The sequence below is a fragment of the Streptomyces sp. NPDC091280 genome, assembly GCF_044768565.1.
Classification (GTDB): domain Bacteria; phylum Actinomycetota; class Actinomycetes; order Streptomycetales; family Streptomycetaceae; genus Streptomyces.
Genome location: NZ_JBIVUZ010000001.1, coordinates 252,629 through 269,892, shown reverse-complemented (window position 1 = coordinate 269,892; position 17,264 = coordinate 252,629). Strand labels below are relative to the sequence as shown.

The window sequence follows — 17,264 nt, the reverse complement described above, 5'->3', positions numbered from 1 at the left end:
TCGGCATGGCGGCACTCGCCTGGTTGTTGATTCCGCTGATGGCCGCGATAGGTGCGGGCCTCTGGGGCAGTTGGGCCAACCGGACCCGCAAGGTGCGCAGCGACGGTCCTGAGCTGGACGGATATGCCCGTTTCCGGGAAGCCATGGAGAAGTCCCACTCCGGCACATGATCGCAAGTGTGACCGGACGGCGGCCCTGACGGTGCGCTGACAGAAGCGTCCCGTACTGTCGTGCCATGCCACGCCGCACCGCGACGATGCTCGCCTCCACTCTGATGCTGATCGCGCTCCTGTGCGCGGGAGTCCTCATCAACGTGCCGTACTCGGAGATGTCGCCGGGCCCGACGGTGAACACCCTCGGGGACCACGACGGCGAGCCGGTGCTCCAGATCACCGGGCGCAAGACCTACCCGACGACCGGTCACCTGAACATGACGACGGTCCGGGTCACCAGCGCCGACTACAACATGAACCTCATCGAGGCCGTGTACGGCTGGCTCGCCCACGACGACAAGGTCGTCCCGCACGACACGCTGTACCCGGACGGCAAGACGGAGCAGCAGTCGACGCAGGAGAACGCGGAGGAGTTCAGCCAGTCCCAGGAGAGCGCCAAGGTCGCCGCCCTGGAGCAGCTGGGCATCCCCGTGAAGTCCTGGGTGATCGTCTCGACGGTCGTCAAGGACTCCCCGGCCGAGGGCAAGCTGCACGCCGGTGACGTCATCAAGGCCGTCGACGGTACGGCGGTGAAGCAGCCCGACGACGTCGCGAAGTTGGTCACCAAGCACAAGCCGGGCGAGAAGGTCGTGTTCACGATCGTGCCGGCCAAGGACCAGGCCGCCGCGGTGAAGGCGAACAAGACGGCGACGGCGACGAAGGACATCACGATCACCACGGCGACCTCCGACGACAGCGGCGCCAAGCGCGCCATCGTCGGCATCTCCGCCGGAACCGATCACACGTTCCCGTTCAGCATCGACATCAAGCTCGCCGACGTCGGCGGCCCGAGCGCGGGCCTGATGTTCGCGCTCGGCATCTACGACAAGCTCACCCCGGGCGACCTCACCGGCGGCAAGTTCGTGGCCGGCACCGGCACCATCGACGACACCGGCAAGGTCGGCCCGATCGGCGGCATCTCGATGAAGACGGTCGGCGCGCGCAGCAAGGGCGCCCAGTACTTCCTGACGCCCGCCGAGAACTGCGCGGAGGCCGCCAAGGACACCCCCGGCGGTCTCCGGCTCGTCAAGGTGAACACCATCAAGGACGCGATCAGCGACCTCAAGCTGATCAGCAGCGGCAAGACCGCCGACCTCCCGAAGTGCAGCACCAAGGACTGAAGCACTGCACCAAGGACTGACGGGCTGAAGGAAGAGCCCTCCGGTGAGGGCGTCAGTCCTCGAAGGTCGCCGACAGGGCCTCCGCGAGGCCCGGGACCAGGGAGCCGCCGGTGAGGACCTCCGTGGGGGAGTCCTTCTCGCGCAGGCGCACGGCCGAGTCGCGGGTGCCGTCGCGCAGCACCGCGACCGTCATCCGGACCTCCTGGCGGTCCGGGTGCCGGGCGACCCACTGGGCGAGCTTCTTCTCGCCGAGCCCCTCCGGGACGGAGGCCTCGGCGGACGGCGGCAGCATCAGCCGCTCGACGGTGAGCGCGCAGCCGGCCACCGCGTCGGGCCAGGCGATCGTGCCGAGGAACTCGTCCAACGGCTTTCCCGCCGGGATCTCCTCCTGCTCGATCGGGGTGAGACCGGTGGTCTCGGGCTCGTCCCGCAGGCCGAGCTGGGCCGCGAGACCGGGCTCCTGGGCCCGCAGTCGCGCGGTGTCTACGAGGGCGAAGAGGCGAGCGGGCTGGTCCCAGCCGAGGCCCGAGGCGTACTCGTCGATCTCCAGTACGGCCCGGGTGAGGGGGTTCGCTGCCATGGGAGTGTTGGACATGGTCACAATCCTGCCTCGTTCATGGCCGGAATCGGGAACCGAGTAAACGGTGAGTAAGTTGCATAGGTGTGGGCCCGCGATCACGCGGGGCTACGGAGGGCCCCCGACACCGGGGACCTGACGCAACGACAGCGACCAACAGCGAACTTCGAGGTGCGCACCTTGGCTTTCCAGATGCCGGACCGCGGCGGAGGCCCGCAAGGGCCGCGGATCAGAGTGGGCCGCCCGTCCCGGCGGGTCCGGACTTTGCTCATGACACTGGGCGTCCTTGCCGTACTCGGCATGGCGTTCACGATGTTCGCGGGCTTCTGGACGGACTGGCTCTGGTACCGGTCGGTGCATTACTCGTCCGTGTTCACCACCACCCTGTCCACCAAGATCGGCCTGTTCTTCGTCTTCGGCCTGCTGATGGCGGCCGCGGTCGGCGTGAACATCTGGCTGGCGCACCGCCTGCGCCCGCCGCTCAGCGCCATGTCGATGGAGCAGCAGAGCCTCGACCGCTACCGCATGGGCATCGCGCCGTACAAGAAGTGGCTGCTGCTGGCGATCACCGCCCTTGTCGGGCTGATCGCGGGCGCCTCGGCGTCCAGCCAGTGGCGGGTCTGGCTGATGTGGGTCAACGGCGTGCCCTTCCACCAGAAGGACCCGCAGTTCCATCTCGACGTCTCCTTCTACGCCTTCGACCTGCCCTGGTACCGGTTCCTGCTCGGCTTCGGCTTCGCCGCCGCGATCCTCTCGCTGCTCGCCGCCGCGCTGACGCACTACCTGTACGGCGGGCTGCGCATCACCAGCCCGGGCGCGCGGGCCACGGCCGCCGCGACCGGGCATCTGTCGGTGCTGCTCGGCATCTTCGTCGCCCTCAAGGCGGTCGCCTACTGGCTCGACCGGTACGGACTCGCGGTCAAGTCCAGTGACTTCAAGGCGACCGGCGACTGGACCGGCCTGCGGTACGTCGACGCGAACGCGTATCTGCCGGCCAAGACGATCCTGTTCTGCATCGCCGTCATCTGCGCGCTGCTGTTCTTCGCCACCCTGTGGCGGCGCACCTGGCAGCTGCCCGTCATCGGCTTCGGCCTGATGGTGCTCTCCGCGATCCTCATCGGCGGCCTGTACCCGGCGATCGTCCAGAAGTTCACGGTCCAGCCCAACGAGCAGGCCAAGGAAGCCCCGTACGTCCAGAAGAACCTGAAGGCGACGCGCGAGGCCTACGGCATCGACGACACCAAGGTCACGGAGTACTCGGGGACCAGCACCACCAAGGACAAGAGCAAGCTCCGCGCGGACGTCGACTCCACGGCGAGCATCCGGATCGTGGACCCGAACGTCGTGTCGCCCACGTTCCAGCAGCTCCAGCAGATCAGGAACTACTACGCGTTCCCGACCAACCTGGATGTCGACCGCTACAGCGAGGACGGCAAGGACCAGGACACGGTCATCGGGCTGCGCGAGCTGAACCTGAACGGCATCCCGAAGAACAACTGGATCAACGACCACTTCCGCTACACGCACGGCTACGGAGTGGTCGCCGCCAAGGGCACCGAGGTCGACTCCGAGGGCCGTCCGGTCTTCACCGAGTCCGATCTGCCGTCCACGGGCGACCTCGGCAAGTACGAGCAGCAGATCTACTACGGCGAGAAGACCACCACGTACTCGATCGTCGGCGGTCCCCAGAAGGAGATCGACTACTCCGACGACAGCGGCGAGAAGACCACCAGCTACAAGGGCAAGAGCGGGGTCAACCTCTCCAACCCGCTCAACCGGGCCGCGTACGCGGTGGCGTTCAACGAACCGCAGATCCTCTACTCCGGTGCCATCGGCGAGGGTTCGCGGATCCTGTACAACCGCACGCCCAAGGAGCGCGTCGAGGCGGTGGCGCCCTGGCTGACCATCGACGGTGACGCCTACCCGGCGGTCGTGGACGGCCGTATCCAGTGGATCGTCGACGCGTACACCACCAGCAACGGATACCCGTACGCCTCGCGGACGACCCTCGGGGACACCACGGCCGACTCGCTCACCGCGACCAACAACAACCGCGCGGTGGTGGCCCAGCAGAACCAGGTCAACTACATCCGCAACTCGGTGAAGGCGACCGTCGACGCGTACACCGGTCAGGTCAAGCTCTACCAGTGGGACACCGAGGACCCGGTCCTGAAGACCTGGATGAAGGCGTTCCCCGGCACGGTCGAGCCCAGGTCGGACATCTCGGCCTCGCTGATGGCCCATCTCCGGTACCCGCAGGACCTGTTCAAGGTCCAGCGTGAACTGCTCACCCGCTACCACGTGACGGACGCGCAGACGTTCCTCAGCGGCAGCGAGGTGTGGCAGGTGCCGGACGACCCGACCAACAAGTCGGGCAGCGCGGTGCCGCCGTACTACCTGAGCATGAAGATGCCGGACCAGTCCGCGCAGGCGTTCTCCCTGACGACGACGTTCACACCGAACGGGAGAGACAACCTCAGCGCGTTCATGGCCGTCGACTCCGAGGCCGGCACCAGTGACTACGGCAAGATCAGAATCCTGAAGCTGCCGACCAGTACGACCGTCGGCGGACCCAAACAGGTGCAGAGCGCCTTCAACTCCCAGCAGGACATCGCCGAATCCATCAAGCTGCTCAAGGGCGGCGACTCCGACATCGAGTACGGCAACCTGCTGACGGTGCCGCTCGACGGAGGACTGCTGTACGTGGAGCCCGTCTACGTACGCGGTGGTGGACTCAAGTACCCGCTCCTGCGCAAGGTGTTGGTGGCCTACGGGAACAAGACCGCGTTCGAGGACACGCTGGACGAGGGGCTCAACAAGGTCTTCGGGGCCGAGGTTTCGACCACGCCACCGGACACGGGCACGACCACGCCACCGACCTCCAGCAATCCGACGGTCCAACAGGCCCTGAACGACGCCCAGAAGGCCTTCGACGCGGGGCAACAGGCCCTGAAGAAGGGCGACTGGGAGGCGTACGGGCAGGCGCAGAAGGATCTCCAGGCCGCGCTGAAGCGGGCCGAGGCGGCGCAGGCCGAGGCGGCCAAGGGCAAGAGCGGGGCGAGCCCCAGCAGCAGCCCGAGTGCCAGCGGCAGCCCGAGCGCCAGTCCCAGCAGCAGTCCGAGCAGCAGTCCCAGCAGTTCGAGCGGTTAGCGCGGCCCGGACGGCAGTTGATCACCAGATCGGAGCTCCACCCCGCACCGTGGTACGGTTGCCACACAACGGCGCGGGGTGGAGCAGCTCGGTAGCTCGCTGGGCTCATAACCCAGAGGTCGCAGGTTCAAATCCTGTCCCCGCTACTGATCGCGAAGGCCCGGATCCTTTCCAGGATCCGGGCCTTCGCGCTGTGCGAACGCATGTGTGGACGGGGGTGACGGCCGTGCCGCCCGGGGGACTTGATGGAACCGTGTTTCGCTTGTCTCTCTGTGGGCATGTCGACAAAACGCTGTAGAGACCTCACTGGCTGCGGTATACCAGGTGTACCCAGGTTGCAGGTGGTGCGACGATGGACGTTATGGGGGACAAGGCAACTCTGTTGGATACAGGGCGTTTTGTGCAGCCTTCCGACCGGGACGAGACCGGTGCGGGGGAGGCTGCCGACGAGGCACGCACACGGCTCGCCGCGCAGGCCGGCGACGTCGAGGCGACGAGTGTCCTCGGAGCGATGCTGCTGCGCCGCGGTGATCTCGACGGAGCCGAGCCGCTGCTGCGTGCCGCCACCGCCGAGGGCGACCGGGCCGCCGCCAACAACCTGGGTGTCCTGCTCCACCAGCGCGGATACACCGACGAGGCGGCCGGCTGGTGGCGGATCGCCGCCGTCGCCGGGTCCGCCGCCGCCGCGCACGCCCTCGGCCGGTACCACCGCGAGCGCGGCGACGAACCCGCCGCCGAGTACTGGCTGCGCCAGTCCGCCGAGCAGGGCCACGCGCTCGGCGCGTACGCGCTGGCCGACCTGCTGGAGCACCGCGGGGACACCGCGGCCGAGCGCTGGATGCGGTCCGCCGCGGAGCGCGGACACCGCGAGGCCGCGTACCGGCTGGCCCGCGCGCTGGACCGGCGCGCGCCGCACGAGGACGAGTACGGGGACGGAGCCCGGGCCAGGGTCGGCGTCGGCCTCGGGGACGGTCGTGGGCCCGTGGGCCCGGACGGAGGCCTGGACCGGGGCGAGGGCGGGGAGAAGGGCGGCGGGAACAGGACCGGCGGCCTGAGCGGGGGCGCGGACGGCGGTGCCGGGTCGGGCTCCTCGGCCGTGGTCCCGGGCGACGAGGCCGAGCAGTGGTACCGGCAGGCCGCCGCTCGCGGGCATCAGCGGGCCGCGCTGCACCTCGGGGCGATCCTGGAGAAGCGGGGCGAGCTCAAGGAGGCCGGGCGCTGGTATCTGACGTCCGCCAAGGACGGCGAGGCCCGTGCCGCCTGCGCGCTCGGGTTCCTGCTGCGTGACGCCGGAGACACCGAGAGCGCCGCCGTGTGGTGGCTGCGCGCCGCCCAGGACGGCGACGGCAACGCGGCCAACGCGCTCGGCGCGCTGCACGCCGAGCGCGGCGAGACCCAGACCGCCGAGCGCTGGTACCGGGCCGCGATGGACGCCGGTGACGTGAACGGCGCGTACAACCTCGGCCTGCTCTGCGCCGAGCAGGCCCGTACCGCGCAGGCCGAGCAGTGGTACCGGCACGCGGCCTACGCCGGACACCGCGAGGCGGCGAACGCGCTCGCCGTGCTGCTGCTCCAGGGCGGCGACGCGACCGGTGCCGAGCCGTGGTTCTCCAAGGCGGCCGAGGCGGGCAGCGTGGACGCGGCCTTCAACCTCGGGATCCTCTTCGCCGGGCGCGGCGAGGAGGCGGTCGCGCTGCTCTGGTACGAGCGGGCCGCCGCAGCCGGGCACACCGAGGCCGCGTTGCAGGTCGGCATCGCGAGGCTGCGGGACGGCGACGAGCCGGCGGCCGAACGGCATCTGCGGTGCGCCGCCGGGGGCGGGAGCGCGGAGGCGGCGTACCGGCTGGCCGCGGTGCTCGACGCGCGGCGACCGCCGGCGCCCGCGCACGAGCTGGGCGAGCAGGTGCACGAGAAGACCGAGTGCGAGGAGTGGTACGAGCGGGCGGCCTCGCAGGGGCATCGGCGGGCCCAGGTGCGGGTCGGGATGCTGTGCGCCGCGCGCGGGGACGTCGTCGAGGCGGCCCGGTGGTACCGGGAGGCGGCCGAGGCCGGGTCCCGCAACGGGGCGTTCAACCTCGGGCTGCTGCTGGCCCGGGAGGGGAGCGAGCCGGAGGCGGCGGTGTGGTGGGCGCGGGCCGCCGACGCGGGGCACGGACGGGCTGCGTTGCGCCTGGCGCTGGTTTATGCGCGTCGGGGCGAGCTGGCGGAGGGGCAGCGGTGGGCCGACCGGGCCGTGTCCCTGGGACCGGCGGAGGTGTCGGAGCGGGCGGCCCGGCTGCGGGACGCGCTGCGGCAGGAGCTGACGGCGTAGGGGCGTGAGCGGACGGCGCAGGGGCGGGCCGCCCGCGACCGACTGCGGCTGACCTGGGTCGATAAGTGATTTGCTTCTCTCCGTACGACTGACGTAGTGTCGGGTTCACCGACGCGGGGTGGAGCAGCTCGGTAGCTCGCTGGGCTCATAACCCAGAGGTCGCAGGTTCAAATCCTGTCCCCGCTACTGAAGGCCGAGGGCCGGAATCCGAAAGGGTTCCGGCCCTCGGTGTCGTCACGGCCGATGGCCCACCGCTTCCTCGTAGAGGGAGCGGTCCACGGTCCGCGACTCCGGGAGCGGGGCTCCCTGTGCGACCCCTGCCGCCTTGTACGCGGCCTGCAAGCGCGTGGTCGTCCCCGCGCGGATCTCCCAGTCCATGGTGAGCGACGGGGTCGACCTCAGGACCGTCTCGTCCGTCTTCAGGAGCTTCGCGAGGTACGTGACGAAGGCGGGGTCGCTCTTGTAGTCGCCCGCGAAGTACGTGTCCACCGTGCGGATGTAGGCCCGGAGGAGGGCCACTCCGGCGTCCACGTCGTCGTGCAGGAGGCTGCGGCCGTAGAGCATGCCGCCCAGGGGTTCGCCGAGGGGCTGGCCGCCCAGGAAGGCGTACCGGGGGTTGTCGTCGACCTTGCGCCAGACCGGGTCGAGGAGCCACGCGGAGTCGACGCCGCCGTTCTGGAGGGCGGTGAGGACGTCGGCCGAGCCGAGCTGCTGGTACTGGATCTCGTCGAGGCCGCCGCCGTGGGTCGCGAGGGCCTTCTCCATGGGGTACGCGATCACCGAGCCCTTGCCGATCATCGTGCCCATCCTGCGGCCCGCCATCCGGACGTCGGCCGCCGCCTCGCCCCTCTTCAGCTTCACCCACAGCCCGCTCTTCGACCGCGGATCGGGCGAGAAGTTCCCGGCGACCCACTTGATGTCGAAGCCGCCCTTGATCCCGTTCATGACGGCCGCCTCCGGGGCCGCCCACATCGCGTCGATGTCGCCCTTCGCGAGGAGGGGGAGCGCGTCCGGGGTCGGGAGCACCTTGAGGGTGACGTCCAGCCCCTCCTTCTTGAACTCGCCCTTGTCCAGGGCGACTTCGAGCGGGGCCACGTACTCCGCGCTCAGCGTTCCCGTCGCGATCGTCACCTTCGTGTTCTTACGGAGGGGACGCGGGGCGGGGGTGCGCGGCTCGCAGCGGGCCGGGGCGCGGGTGGGGGAGAGGTCCGCCGGGTCGGTCCAGGAGGACGCGCCGCAGCCGGCCACCGGTGCGACCGTGCGGTTGCCCGCCGGCGCCGTGGCCGAACTCCCCGAGTCCTGCCCGTACTTCGACGAACAGCCCGCCGACGCCAGCACCGCCGCCGCGACCACCACCACACCGTACGCACGCCGTCTCACGACTGCCCCCGTCCTCGGTCCCTCGGTGCCCACGGTGTGAGCAACCGGCCCGCCACACGCACCAGTTCGGAGAAGACGACCCCCAGGACCGCGACGCAGACGATGCCCACGAACATCACGTCGTTCTGGAACAACGCGCGGGAGTCGAAGATCAGATGGCCCAGGCCGTCCGTCGCGGCGATCTGCTCCGAGGCGACGATGACCAGAACGGCCACGCCCGCCGCGATCCGCGCGCCCACCAGGACCGCGGGGAGCGAGGCGGGGAGCAGGACATGGCGGAACATCTGCCACGGGGAGGCGCCGAAGACCTGGCCCGCGTCGCGGTGGCCGGAGGGGATCGCGACGACCGCCGACATGGTCGAGATCCACACGAAGAAGAACACCGTGGCGGCCACCAGCGCCAGTTGGGGGCCCTCGCCCAGGCCGAACATGTTCAGGAAGATGGGCAGCAGGGCCAGTTTCGGTACGACGTACAGGGCGTCCAGCAGCGGTTCCAGCGCGGCCCGGACGAGCGGGAGGGAGCCCATCAGCAGGCCCAGGGCGTAGCCGGCCGCCGTGCCGATCGCGTAGCCGCCGAGGACGCGCCGGGTGGTGGCCCAGACGTCCGGCCACAGCTCGCCGGCGGTGGCCCGGTCCCAGCCGTCGGCCAGGATCGTGGAGGGCGCCGGGTAGACGCGGGGGTCGATCCAGCCCTGGGTGGCGGCGAGTTGCCACCAGAGGACCAGGGCGAGCGGTACGGCCGCGGCGAGGAGGAGTTCCAGCGCGCGCCGCTGGCGGTGGGTGCGTGCCGGGTGGAGTTCGTGCGGGCCGGGGCGGCGGACCAGGACCGCGTCCTCGCGGCCGGGGGCGACGGTCGTCATGCGGGCACCGCCTCCTTCCGCAGCAGCTCCCACAACTCGCTCTTCAGAGCGGTGAATTCGGGGGTGTCGCGGATGTCGCCGGTGCGCGGGCGCGGGAACGGCGGCCGGTGTTCGGCGATGATCCGGCCCGGACGCGCGGACATCACCAGCACACGGTCACCGAGCACGAGCGCCTCCTCCAGGCTGTGCGTGATGAACAGGGTGGTGGTGCGCAACGCCTGGGTGAGATCGAGCAGTTCGTCCTGGAGGATGGTGCGGAGCTGGGCGTCGAGGGCGGCGAACGGCTCGTCCATCAGCAGGAGTTCGGGTTCTACGGCGAGTGCGCGGGCGATGGCGACGCGTTGCCGCATCCCGCCGGAGAGGGTCGCCGGGTAGGCGTGCGCGAAGTCGGCGAGGCCCAGGCGGGTCAGCCACTCGTCGGCGCGGGCGTCGGCCTCGCGGCGCGGGACGCGCTGGACGTCCAGGCCGAAGCGGACGTTGGCGCGGACCGACTTCCAGTCGTAGATGCCGTAGTCCTGGAAGATCATGGCGGCCGGGCGGGGGCTGGCCGTGCGGATCTCCAGGGTGCCCGTGCTGGGGCGCAGGAGGCCCGCGGCGATGCGCAGCAGGGTGGATTTTCCGCAGCCGGACGGGCCGACCAGGCACACGAACTCGCCGGGGGCGACGGTGAGTTCGAGCGGGCCGAGGGCGTGGACCTGGTGCGGGGCGCGGCCGAAGGCGCGGGTCAGATGGGTGGCGTGGAGTTTGGGGTGCGGGTCTCCCACGGTTGCTCCTCGCGGAGTGCGGTACGTCCGTCTGCACGGGTGGGGGGTGCCGCACGACGATATGACGGACCGTCAGATTCGGGAAGCCCGTGGACAGTACAGCCTGTGGACCGTACGAAGCTCGTGGACAGCACGAAGCCCCGGCGTCCGTGTCGAACGGATGCCGGGGCCCGCGAGAGATCGTGCTACGCGCTCGCGCAGTTCGGGCACAGTCCGCGGTACGTCACCTCGACGTCCGAGACCGTGAAGCCGAAGCGCTCGGAGTCGGGGAGGTCGGCGAGCGGGTTGCCGCCCGGGTGGACGTCGCGGATCTGGCCGCAGTTGGCGCAGACCAGGTGGTGGTGCGGGCTGTGCGCGTTCGGGTCGTAGCGCTTGGCGCGCTTGTCCGTGGCGACTTCGAGGACCTCGCCGAGGGAGACCAGCTCGCCCAGCGTGTTGTAGACCGTCGCCCGGGAGATCTCGGGGAGTCTGGCCACGGCGCGGGAGTGGACCTCGTCGGCCGTCAGGTGGACGTGGTCGCCGTCGAGCACTTCGGCCACGACGCGCCGCTGTGCGGTCATCCGCCATCCGCGTCCGCGCAGCCGCTCCAGAAGGTCACTCATACAGGTCAGCCTAACAGCAACGTGACCAGTTCCCGAATAGGTGTGACTTTGGAGGGCTGCTGGACTTGGACTCGATCCAACTATGCTCGCGTCGCCTTGGACCGGTGTCCGTGCGGCGGTCAGGCCGGTACCCGCTGTCGCGCGGGTGCCCAGCAGCGGATGATGTCGCGGACCGAGACGATGCCGGCGGGCTCGGCGCGGTCGAGGACGATGAGATGCCGGAAGCCGCCGTGGGCCATCGCGCTCGCCGCGTCCTCCAGGGTCCAGGCCGGGGTGGCGAACACGACGTCGGTGGTGGTGTGGGCGTGGGCGCGCTCGGTGTCCGGGTCCTGGCCCCGGCCGAGCGAGTTGAGGATGTCCCGTTCGGTGAGGATGCCGATGCCCCCGGCGTCCGGGTCGAGGACGACGGCCGCGCCGACATGGCGCGAGGACATCAGGGCGGCTGCCTGGCGGAGGGTGTGGGCGGGGCCGATGGTGAGGACCACCGTGCTCATGGCGTCGCGGACCAGCATGGATTGCGGCATGGAGTGAGGCCACCTCCTAGGGGAATCCGCTCGGTTCACGGACCCGAGGGTCCGTTAGTTACCGGATTCACAAATTCACAAGTAGGGGGACTCTCAGAGTCGCAGGTAAAGCACGGGTCAACAAGAGGGCGCGCGGCCGGTTGGGGGCGTGTGCGGACGTCTCGCGGGGCTCAGTAGCGCTGGTATTGATCGGGCTCGGTGGTGGGGTGCGGGTTCACTCTGCACCCTGCCGACGAGCTGCGCGGTTGCGGCCGTCGTTGGTCGTTGGTGGTCGTCGATGGCCAGCCTTGGACGGCCCAGGGACGGCCCGACGAGGCTGCTGTGGCGATCCCCAACCTGTCGCCGGACATCAGCTTGGGAAGCTAGGGGTGTTTAGGGCTCGCTCTGGGCCTGAACTGCGACGAAGCTCGCAGACCCTTGGCGGAGGGGCAATGGGCTCCCCGCTGTTCACCGTGGTTCTCCGTACGAACTGGCACGCATCTGGCACGGGCTTGATCATGGAGCTGGCTTCGCCACGTGGCCCAAGGCGATAAGGCCGAGTCCGATCGCTGTCAATGAGGGGTGCTGGAACCCGCCGCATGCAGCGAGCAGGGCACCCGCTCCCCAGAGTCTCGGCAGTCGAACGTGGCGTTGTAGCCAGCGGCCCGGTATACGTCCGAGGAGCAGGCCATGCAGGCCGAGAACAACACACGCGAGCCAGAGTGCCCCTACCAGGATCAGCAGCGGCAGAAGGAAGCCCGCAAACGATGTTGACATGGTCGTCCCCCGGTGGGCTGGTTGCCTCGTTCCCCTGCGCTGAAGTCTGGCACGTACATGCGAACGAAGACGGCTGGACCTCTTCGTCCCGAACTAGACCCTGGAAGATCGCCCATCTGTGCTCAAGGTCAGAGGTGAGGTCAGCGCGTTGGAAGGAATCGGTCTCCGTTGGCGCATCACGGATCCCGACGCAAGATCATCCCCAGGGATTTCCTATGTTCGTTCACGCTCTCTGCGCGCGATGCGGGAACCTGCTTCTGGTGCGCGGGGGTGCGTGTGCCGCATGTCAATGACATGGAGGCCGAGAACCCTCATAATTAATTGAAGAGACAAGTGGAGAGTCTGGGGGAATCATGTGGGAACTGCGGAGGTCGCGGCACTGGTTTTATGTCGACTGTGGTCGCCCTGAGGAGAATTTTTGGAAGACGCTTTTTGAGCAAGCTGGACGTCAAGATCTCGTGATCGGTGAAAAGTATGAGGAGTTTTTGGATTGGAAGCCAGTCAACTCAAACTGCCCTGAGCTTCAGGAAGTAGCAAACGAATTGACCTCCTTGGCCCCCATCGAGTGGCAAGCAACCATGCGCAATATCTTCGTGGCTCGCGCATTCAAAGGAGGCGCCAACGCGGAAGCTTCTTCATTCAAGGGGGCGGGTGTAATTGAGCTCAATTACGGCTTGACTTCCGCGGCTATGGTCTACAGCACTCTATTTTGTCACTTCTATGCGTCATTGAAGAGTGCCGCTACTGAGGTGGACTTTTCCGATGCAGAAGAGCAGATAACCGAGATGATCATAGAGGAGCTTGAGAGGTCGGCATTTGAGCCGATTCTTATTGCCGACAGTAGTATCGGCGCTTGGGCGGCTGAGGGGAATGTTTACGCGGCGCACCCTCTCCTTATCGAACTTCCCGCCGGAAGGGAGGATCACGAGTATCACAAACTTGTCACTGCGACCGAAATGTTTGTTGTCGGACATGAGTTTTCGCATCACATGCTGGGACACACCGAGGAGCACTTCCGGCATGCCGCTAAGGCTAAAAGGATTGTTGGAGCGTACCTAGCCGACATAGGTGCAGTCGAGAGCGTGGAGGCCCTGAACGAAAATCAAAGAGAGGAAGTCGAGGCTGATGTCGCATCCTTTCTCCTACTGAGTGGAGAAATTTCCGGTCAGAGGACTCGGGGGCGGGTCTATCGCGCAGTCGGAGGCTCCATGCTGGCCCTTATATCGTTGGCTCATGTCAATGGGCACTGGATCTCGCAGGATGAAAAATCGACTCATCCTGATTTTCTGACGAGATACGAAATTCTGGCGCGTTTGATTAAACATTTGACGATGTCGATGCCCATTGGTGAGGGAAGTGCACGAAACCCGCATGGAGATCACCCGATTGGATTCTTGATCCAGTTCAGAGGCTTCGCATCAGCTTTCCTGCAAGCCATGGCATCGCGCTTCGGCGGCGAAGTTGAAATGCCCAACTTCCTCAACATCTTTTCGTGGATGATAGATGTTGAGGCTGAATTCAAAGAGGAGTATGGGGCGCTTCACGGTCCTAATGCGGACGCGATTGATGTATGAGTTCAGTAAGGGGTCAATTGGTTGCCTTCAGGGGGCCACCTCCACCAGGTAAGTGTAATCCGTGGGAACTGGGCGCTCGCGGGTTAGATCATGAGCGCCGTACCCTTGCCTGTGGCGGAACTCCAGGGCTCGTTGGGATGTTTGGATGTCCACGTACGCTGATGTTTCAAATTTAGGAACCGCCGCGTTCGAGCGGATCAAGCGCGAACATTCATACCGGATCCTGTGTGTCCGGAGGATCGTTAGCCGTATTTGCGGGTGAGTTCGGCGAGGCGGGTGATTGCCTTATCGATGCTGCTCACGCCTTCGCGGGCTGCATCTGACTGTGCTTGAATGGCTGCCGGATTCCATGAAGATTGGGCCCGCGTGCCTGCCTCGTTCATTGCGCTGAGTGCATCAGCTACAAGTTGGTTGTGCTTGTTGTCATTGACCATGGTGTGCCAGGCGGCCAGCTCGCTTTCTCGGCCTCGTCGTTCCGACTCGATGAACCAGGTCCACGGTGTGCCGCCAGAGCCGATGATGTTGTTGAGATCGGCGCGCAATGTGAGCAGGAGTGGCAGGAGTTCGGCCGGCGCAAGCCGCTTGGCCTGTCGACGCGTCCACGTCTCGATGGCCAGGGCGGTGAAACCTGCGAGGCCGCCCAAGCCGCTGACCACCGATCCGATGGCTGACCAGGTGTCTATGGAGAAGCCCATCACCTCGCCTGACATGCCCTACCTCCAGCGTGTTGTGGGTCAATGCGAACGGCAGCATGTCAGGAAGCGCGGCGCCGTGGAGCCGAAATGGCGACGTCACGTCGCGCTGGGAACCACTGGCGCTTGAGGGGCAGTTGGGGTGGGTGTCGCCCAGGAGCTGCTTGTACTGGGTGAGGGTGGTCTCGAACAGGGGGATGGCCCGTCCCAGATCCCCCACCGCCGCAGCAGTTCGCCTTGCCCTGAGCGAGGGCTGGACTTCGACGGCTCCGGGTTCCGGCCCGACCAGTCCGCCGGCTTCACACCCTCGTCCTGAATGGGGTAGAGACTCAGCGCCGCTTTAGGAGAGAGGCTGGATGCTGGCGAGATGTCCCGCAACTCAACCGCCAGACACCCTCGTTGACCGCTGCATCTGGCACGGCAGTGGCACGAACCTCAGCCCACGAAAGCCAGCCACGGCGGCGGGTGCGCCGGCCGAGCAGGCGTGTGTGCCTCGCTGAGCCTTCTTCACCGGCCCTAGCCATGCTATCGACGTTTTTCGTCGACCAGAGCAAGCGACCACGGCCGGCCCGTGACAACGGCCGGATCCCTCAGCTTGGGAAGCTGCGAGCATCCGAAGGCGGTTCGTTTGACGACCTGGGCGAACTGCGTGGGCGTGACCGTGTAGGGCTCGGCGGCTTTCATCGTGACTTCCTGCTGTTCCCCCGCTCGATCTGGTGCGCTTGTGGTGCGGCCATGGTGCGCACACCATGGCCGCACCTTCCGATCCTCAGCGCAACAGAGATCGATCACCTGGGAGCACGGAAGCCGCCAGGTGATCCTTGCGAGTCGCTGTTGTTCACGGCCAGTTCCCGGCGTGACGTACTTCGCTGCTGTCCGTAGGGTTTTTGTAGGAGTGGCGGCATTGAACGTAAACAGTTTCGATTACTGCTAATCGACCCGTGACCTTATTGCGGACTTTTACGTGTTTTCTTGGATTTCATTGCTCTGAATCTGTCGCTCCGCTTCAATGACCGCTGTTAGGCCACTGGAAGTTCCGTCACTCTCGCCATTTCTGCCCCTAACCCTCCGAATGATGGCCTTCACGGAGCTTTTGATGGATGTAGCGATCAATTCAGAAGCTACTCCTGAGCCAACCGCAATGCTAATTGTGATGACCTCGGCCAAGCCAAATCCGTGACTATCCTCCTGATCTTCTACGATCTCCACAAGGAGATCCGAATTGTCAACGAGTGGAACACTTTGATCAGTCAGTGAGGCTCCTCCAGTATCAACCTCCAGATGCAGAAGGAATGTCTGCTTTTCTTCTTTGTTCATCAGATTCTCCCTGGCTGACTAGTTCGATCGCTTGTGCGACTAGAAGCAGTGGCGGAGTTCAAATTCACGCGCCGCCGACTTGATCCAATCAATTCCCCGCGCTTTAAGGGTGTGTTTCGCGTTGAATAGAAGGATGTCACCCATCTGCTGAAGAGACTGTTGCTCTATGGTGCCTGTTACCTTGGAAGCTCGCGGGATCACTAGTGCATCTCTAGTGCGTATTGGAAGGTCCACCCAGTCGATATCGTAGTCTGACAGGACTGCCCCGACGATCCTGTCGAGCGATAGGTAGAGAAATAGCCATTTAGTCGACATGTAGATAAGGTAGGAGTCGTCACTCTCGCCGAACTCCGGGTGGTCGAAGAGGAGATCGTAGGCAAAGTTATCGGCCTCAAGCTCCAACTCCCGACCAGGTTTCCTATTGTCATGCTTCAATACGTGGGCGTATTCGTGTGCAAGTAGGAACTTGGCTTGAACTTGCGCTGCGCGATGTGCTACGGAAAATACCTCGCCGTTGCGTGCTCGTGGTATAGGAAGAGAGCTGTAGTTGACACGAGGAAAGTATAGAGAAAACACATAAGGAAGCAAAAAATCTACAACATTCTTTCCCGTTTCCAAGGAGTTCGCCCTAGTTCGCGGGTCAAGTATTCTACTCGATACGGAGCAAAGAATCAGATTTACAATCCTCAAGTGTTCACGAGTAACTGCCGAAACTTCGATGCGGTGCCGTGCGGGATAGCTGTAGGCGTATATTTGACTCTTTAGTGTTGTTGAAATGGTGATCTTGTCAATGATGGCACTGGAAGCCACGCCGGAACTCTTGAGTGAGTTGCCGAGATCTCTCACCCAAACTGGAGCTGGTAGTTCCTGGCGTGTCGCTAGAATGAAATGAGCTTGTCTGGCGCATTGCTCGCTAAATTCTCCAAAGCGCTTTATCTCCTCGGTGCCAACGCCTTCGCCTAGGACAATGGATGAGCGCAGCAGGAAGTGCAGTGTTGTTAGCTCGTACCAGTCCACCTCTATGGGTGGGGTGGTGGGTGAATTGCTACTGAGAGGTGCATTAGTGGGATCTAAGTATCCATCAATATCCCACATCATGGCTTCGGAGCCCTTCGGGTTGGACAAGTCCCCCGGGTAGTCTCCTAGGAACCCATCCCTCATGCGGAATATCTCCTCAACAGCGGCGTCAAAATCACCGGTGAACAAGCGTACTGACGTCCTGGGTTGAGTATCGCTTAGTGAATATTTTCCCTTTCCTGTATTTTCTTTCAGCCATGCCCAATAGGGGTCCTCGATCAATTTATAAGCCCTTTTGTTATTGCAGCGAAACGGCCATCATCACCAGGGTACACATTCTGCAGGGTCGGTGGAGTGGTTTCCAGGCTCGCGCCAAAGTGGCTCCGTATAGCCGTGGAACCGGCCGC

General features: G+C 65.7%; 15 protein-coding genes and 2 tRNA genes. 7 read left to right on the top strand and 10 right to left on the bottom strand.

Annotated elements, in window-relative coordinates; genetic code table 11:
• The first annotated feature begins 5 nt into the window (after positions 1-5).
• Both ACIQPR_RS01270 and ACIQPR_RS01265 read left to right on the top strand, forming a co-directional pair.
• Positions 6-170, top strand: a complete 165-nt coding sequence (locus tag ACIQPR_RS01270) for a hypothetical protein (RefSeq protein ID WP_366433838.1) — start codon at positions 6-8, stop codon at positions 168-170.
• 65 nt (positions 171-235) lie between these two features.
• Positions 236-1,333, top strand: a complete 1,098-nt coding sequence (locus ACIQPR_RS01265; RefSeq protein ID WP_403640106.1) for a PDZ domain-containing protein — start codon at positions 236-238, stop codon at positions 1,331-1,333.
• Positions 1,334-1,385: 52 nt separating this feature from the next.
• Here the strand turns inward: ACIQPR_RS01265 and ACIQPR_RS01260 are convergent, their stop codons facing one another.
• Positions 1,386-1,928 carry a PPA1309 family protein gene (locus ACIQPR_RS01260; RefSeq protein ID WP_403640103.1) on the bottom strand — a complete coding sequence of 181 codons (543 nt, stop codon included), beginning with the start codon at positions 1,926-1,928 and terminating at the stop codon, positions 1,386-1,388.
• A 174-nt stretch (positions 1,929-2,102) separates the two neighbouring features.
• Between ACIQPR_RS01260 and ACIQPR_RS01255 the strand changes: the two genes are divergently transcribed.
• The 4 genes from ACIQPR_RS01255 to ACIQPR_RS01240 all read left to right on the top strand — a co-directional run bounded on the left by ACIQPR_RS01255 (position 2,103) and on the right by ACIQPR_RS01240 (position 7,557).
• Positions 2,103-5,060 carry a UPF0182 family protein gene (locus tag ACIQPR_RS01255; RefSeq protein ID WP_403642810.1) on the top strand — a complete coding sequence of 986 codons (2,958 nt, stop codon included), beginning with the start codon at positions 2,103-2,105 and terminating at the stop codon, positions 5,058-5,060.
• Positions 5,061-5,132: 72 nt separating this feature from the next.
• Positions 5,133-5,206: transfer RNA gene (locus tag ACIQPR_RS01250), tRNA-Met, on the top strand.
• Between the two features lie 206 nt (positions 5,207-5,412).
• Positions 5,413-7,371, top strand: coding sequence for a tetratricopeptide repeat protein (locus ACIQPR_RS01245; RefSeq protein ID WP_403640100.1), 1,959 nt, complete (start codon positions 5,413-5,415; stop codon positions 7,369-7,371).
• A 112-nt stretch (positions 7,372-7,483) separates the two neighbouring features.
• Positions 7,484-7,557, top strand: a tRNA-Met gene (locus ACIQPR_RS01240).
• Positions 7,558-7,605: 48 nt separating this feature from the next.
• Here ACIQPR_RS01240 and ACIQPR_RS01235 read toward each other — a convergent pair.
• The 5 genes from ACIQPR_RS01235 to ACIQPR_RS01215 form a co-directional block, all read right to left on the bottom strand.
• Complete coding sequence (locus ACIQPR_RS01235) at positions 7,606-8,751, bottom strand: ABC transporter substrate-binding protein (RefSeq protein WP_403640097.1); 1,146 nt, start codon at positions 8,749-8,751, stop codon at positions 7,606-7,608.
• Positions 8,748-9,611, bottom strand: coding sequence for an ABC transporter permease (locus ACIQPR_RS01230; RefSeq protein ID WP_403640094.1), 864 nt, complete (start codon positions 9,609-9,611; stop codon positions 8,748-8,750). Before ACIQPR_RS01230 ends, ACIQPR_RS01235 begins: the two co-directional genes overlap by 4 nt.
• Entirely contained in the window at positions 9,608-10,375 is a 768-nt protein-coding gene (locus tag ACIQPR_RS01225; RefSeq protein WP_403640091.1) for an ABC transporter ATP-binding protein, read from the bottom strand. Before ACIQPR_RS01225 ends, ACIQPR_RS01230 begins: the two co-directional genes overlap by 4 nt.
• A gap of 185 nt (positions 10,376-10,560) precedes the next feature.
• Positions 10,561-10,977 carry a Fur family transcriptional regulator gene (locus ACIQPR_RS01220; protein ID WP_403640088.1) on the bottom strand — a complete coding sequence of 139 codons (417 nt, stop codon included), beginning with the start codon at positions 10,975-10,977 and terminating at the stop codon, positions 10,561-10,563.
• A 119-nt stretch (positions 10,978-11,096) separates the two neighbouring features.
• Positions 11,097-11,489, bottom strand: a complete 393-nt coding sequence (locus ACIQPR_RS01215; protein WP_403642808.1) for a cyclic nucleotide-binding/CBS domain-containing protein — start codon at positions 11,487-11,489, stop codon at positions 11,097-11,099.
• Between the two features lie 1,121 nt (positions 11,490-12,610).
• Here ACIQPR_RS01215 and ACIQPR_RS01210 point away from each other — a divergent pair.
• Positions 12,611-13,831 carry a hypothetical protein gene (locus ACIQPR_RS01210; RefSeq protein WP_403640085.1) on the top strand — a complete coding sequence of 407 codons (1,221 nt, stop codon included), beginning with the start codon at positions 12,611-12,613 and terminating at the stop codon, positions 13,829-13,831.
• A gap of 242 nt (positions 13,832-14,073) precedes the next feature.
• Here the strand turns inward: ACIQPR_RS01210 and ACIQPR_RS01205 are convergent, their stop codons facing one another.
• The 4 genes from ACIQPR_RS01205 to ACIQPR_RS01190 form a co-directional block, all read right to left on the bottom strand.
• A complete protein-coding gene (locus ACIQPR_RS01205; protein WP_403640082.1) occupies positions 14,074-14,541 on the bottom strand; it encodes a hypothetical protein in 468 nt (155 codons plus the stop codon).
• A 507-nt stretch (positions 14,542-15,048) separates the two neighbouring features.
• Entirely contained in the window at positions 15,049-15,207 is a 159-nt protein-coding gene (locus ACIQPR_RS01200) for a hypothetical protein (RefSeq protein WP_403640079.1), read from the bottom strand.
• 276 nt (positions 15,208-15,483) lie between these two features.
• A complete protein-coding gene (locus tag ACIQPR_RS01195) occupies positions 15,484-15,840 on the bottom strand; it encodes a hypothetical protein (RefSeq protein ID WP_403640076.1) in 357 nt (118 codons plus the stop codon).
• A gap of 39 nt (positions 15,841-15,879) precedes the next feature.
• On the bottom strand, positions 15,880-17,139 hold the full coding sequence (locus tag ACIQPR_RS01190) for an ImmA/IrrE family metallo-endopeptidase (RefSeq protein WP_403640073.1): 1,260 nt from the start codon (positions 17,137-17,139) through the stop codon (positions 15,880-15,882).
• Between the last annotated feature and the right edge of the window lie 125 nt (positions 17,140-17,264).

Coding starts and splice junctions, on each gene's coding strand:
- ACIQPR_RS01270 (WP_366433838.1), top strand. CDS start 6: ATGGCGGCACTCGCCTGGTTGTTGATTCCGCTGATGGCCGCGATAGGT.
- ACIQPR_RS01265 (WP_403640106.1), top strand. CDS start 236: ATGCCACGCCGCACCGCGACGATGCTCGCCTCCACTCTGATGCTGATC.
- ACIQPR_RS01260 (WP_403640103.1), bottom strand. CDS start 1,928: ATGTCCAACACTCCCATGGCAGCGAACCCCCTCACCCGGGCCGTACTG.
- ACIQPR_RS01255 (WP_403642810.1), top strand. CDS start 2,103: ATGCCGGACCGCGGCGGAGGCCCGCAAGGGCCGCGGATCAGAGTGGGC.
- ACIQPR_RS01245 (WP_403640100.1), top strand. CDS start 5,413: ATGGACGTTATGGGGGACAAGGCAACTCTGTTGGATACAGGGCGTTTT.
- ACIQPR_RS01230 (WP_403640094.1), bottom strand. CDS start 9,611: ATGACGACCGTCGCCCCCGGCCGCGAGGACGCGGTCCTGGTCCGCCGC.
- ACIQPR_RS01220 (WP_403640088.1), bottom strand. CDS start 10,977: ATGAGTGACCTTCTGGAGCGGCTGCGCGGACGCGGATGGCGGATGACC.
- ACIQPR_RS01215 (WP_403642808.1), bottom strand. CDS start 11,489: ATGCTGGTCCGCGACGCCATGAGCACGGTGGTCCTCACCATCGGCCCC.
- ACIQPR_RS01210 (WP_403640085.1), top strand. CDS start 12,611: ATGTGGGAACTGCGGAGGTCGCGGCACTGGTTTTATGTCGACTGTGGT.
- ACIQPR_RS01205 (WP_403640082.1), bottom strand. CDS start 14,541: ATGTCAGGCGAGGTGATGGGCTTCTCCATAGACACCTGGTCAGCCATC.
- ACIQPR_RS01200 (WP_403640079.1), bottom strand. CDS start 15,207: ATGAAAGCCGCCGAGCCCTACACGGTCACGCCCACGCAGTTCGCCCAG.
- ACIQPR_RS01195 (WP_403640076.1), bottom strand. CDS start 15,840: ATGAACAAAGAAGAAAAGCAGACATTCCTTCTGCATCTGGAGGTTGAT.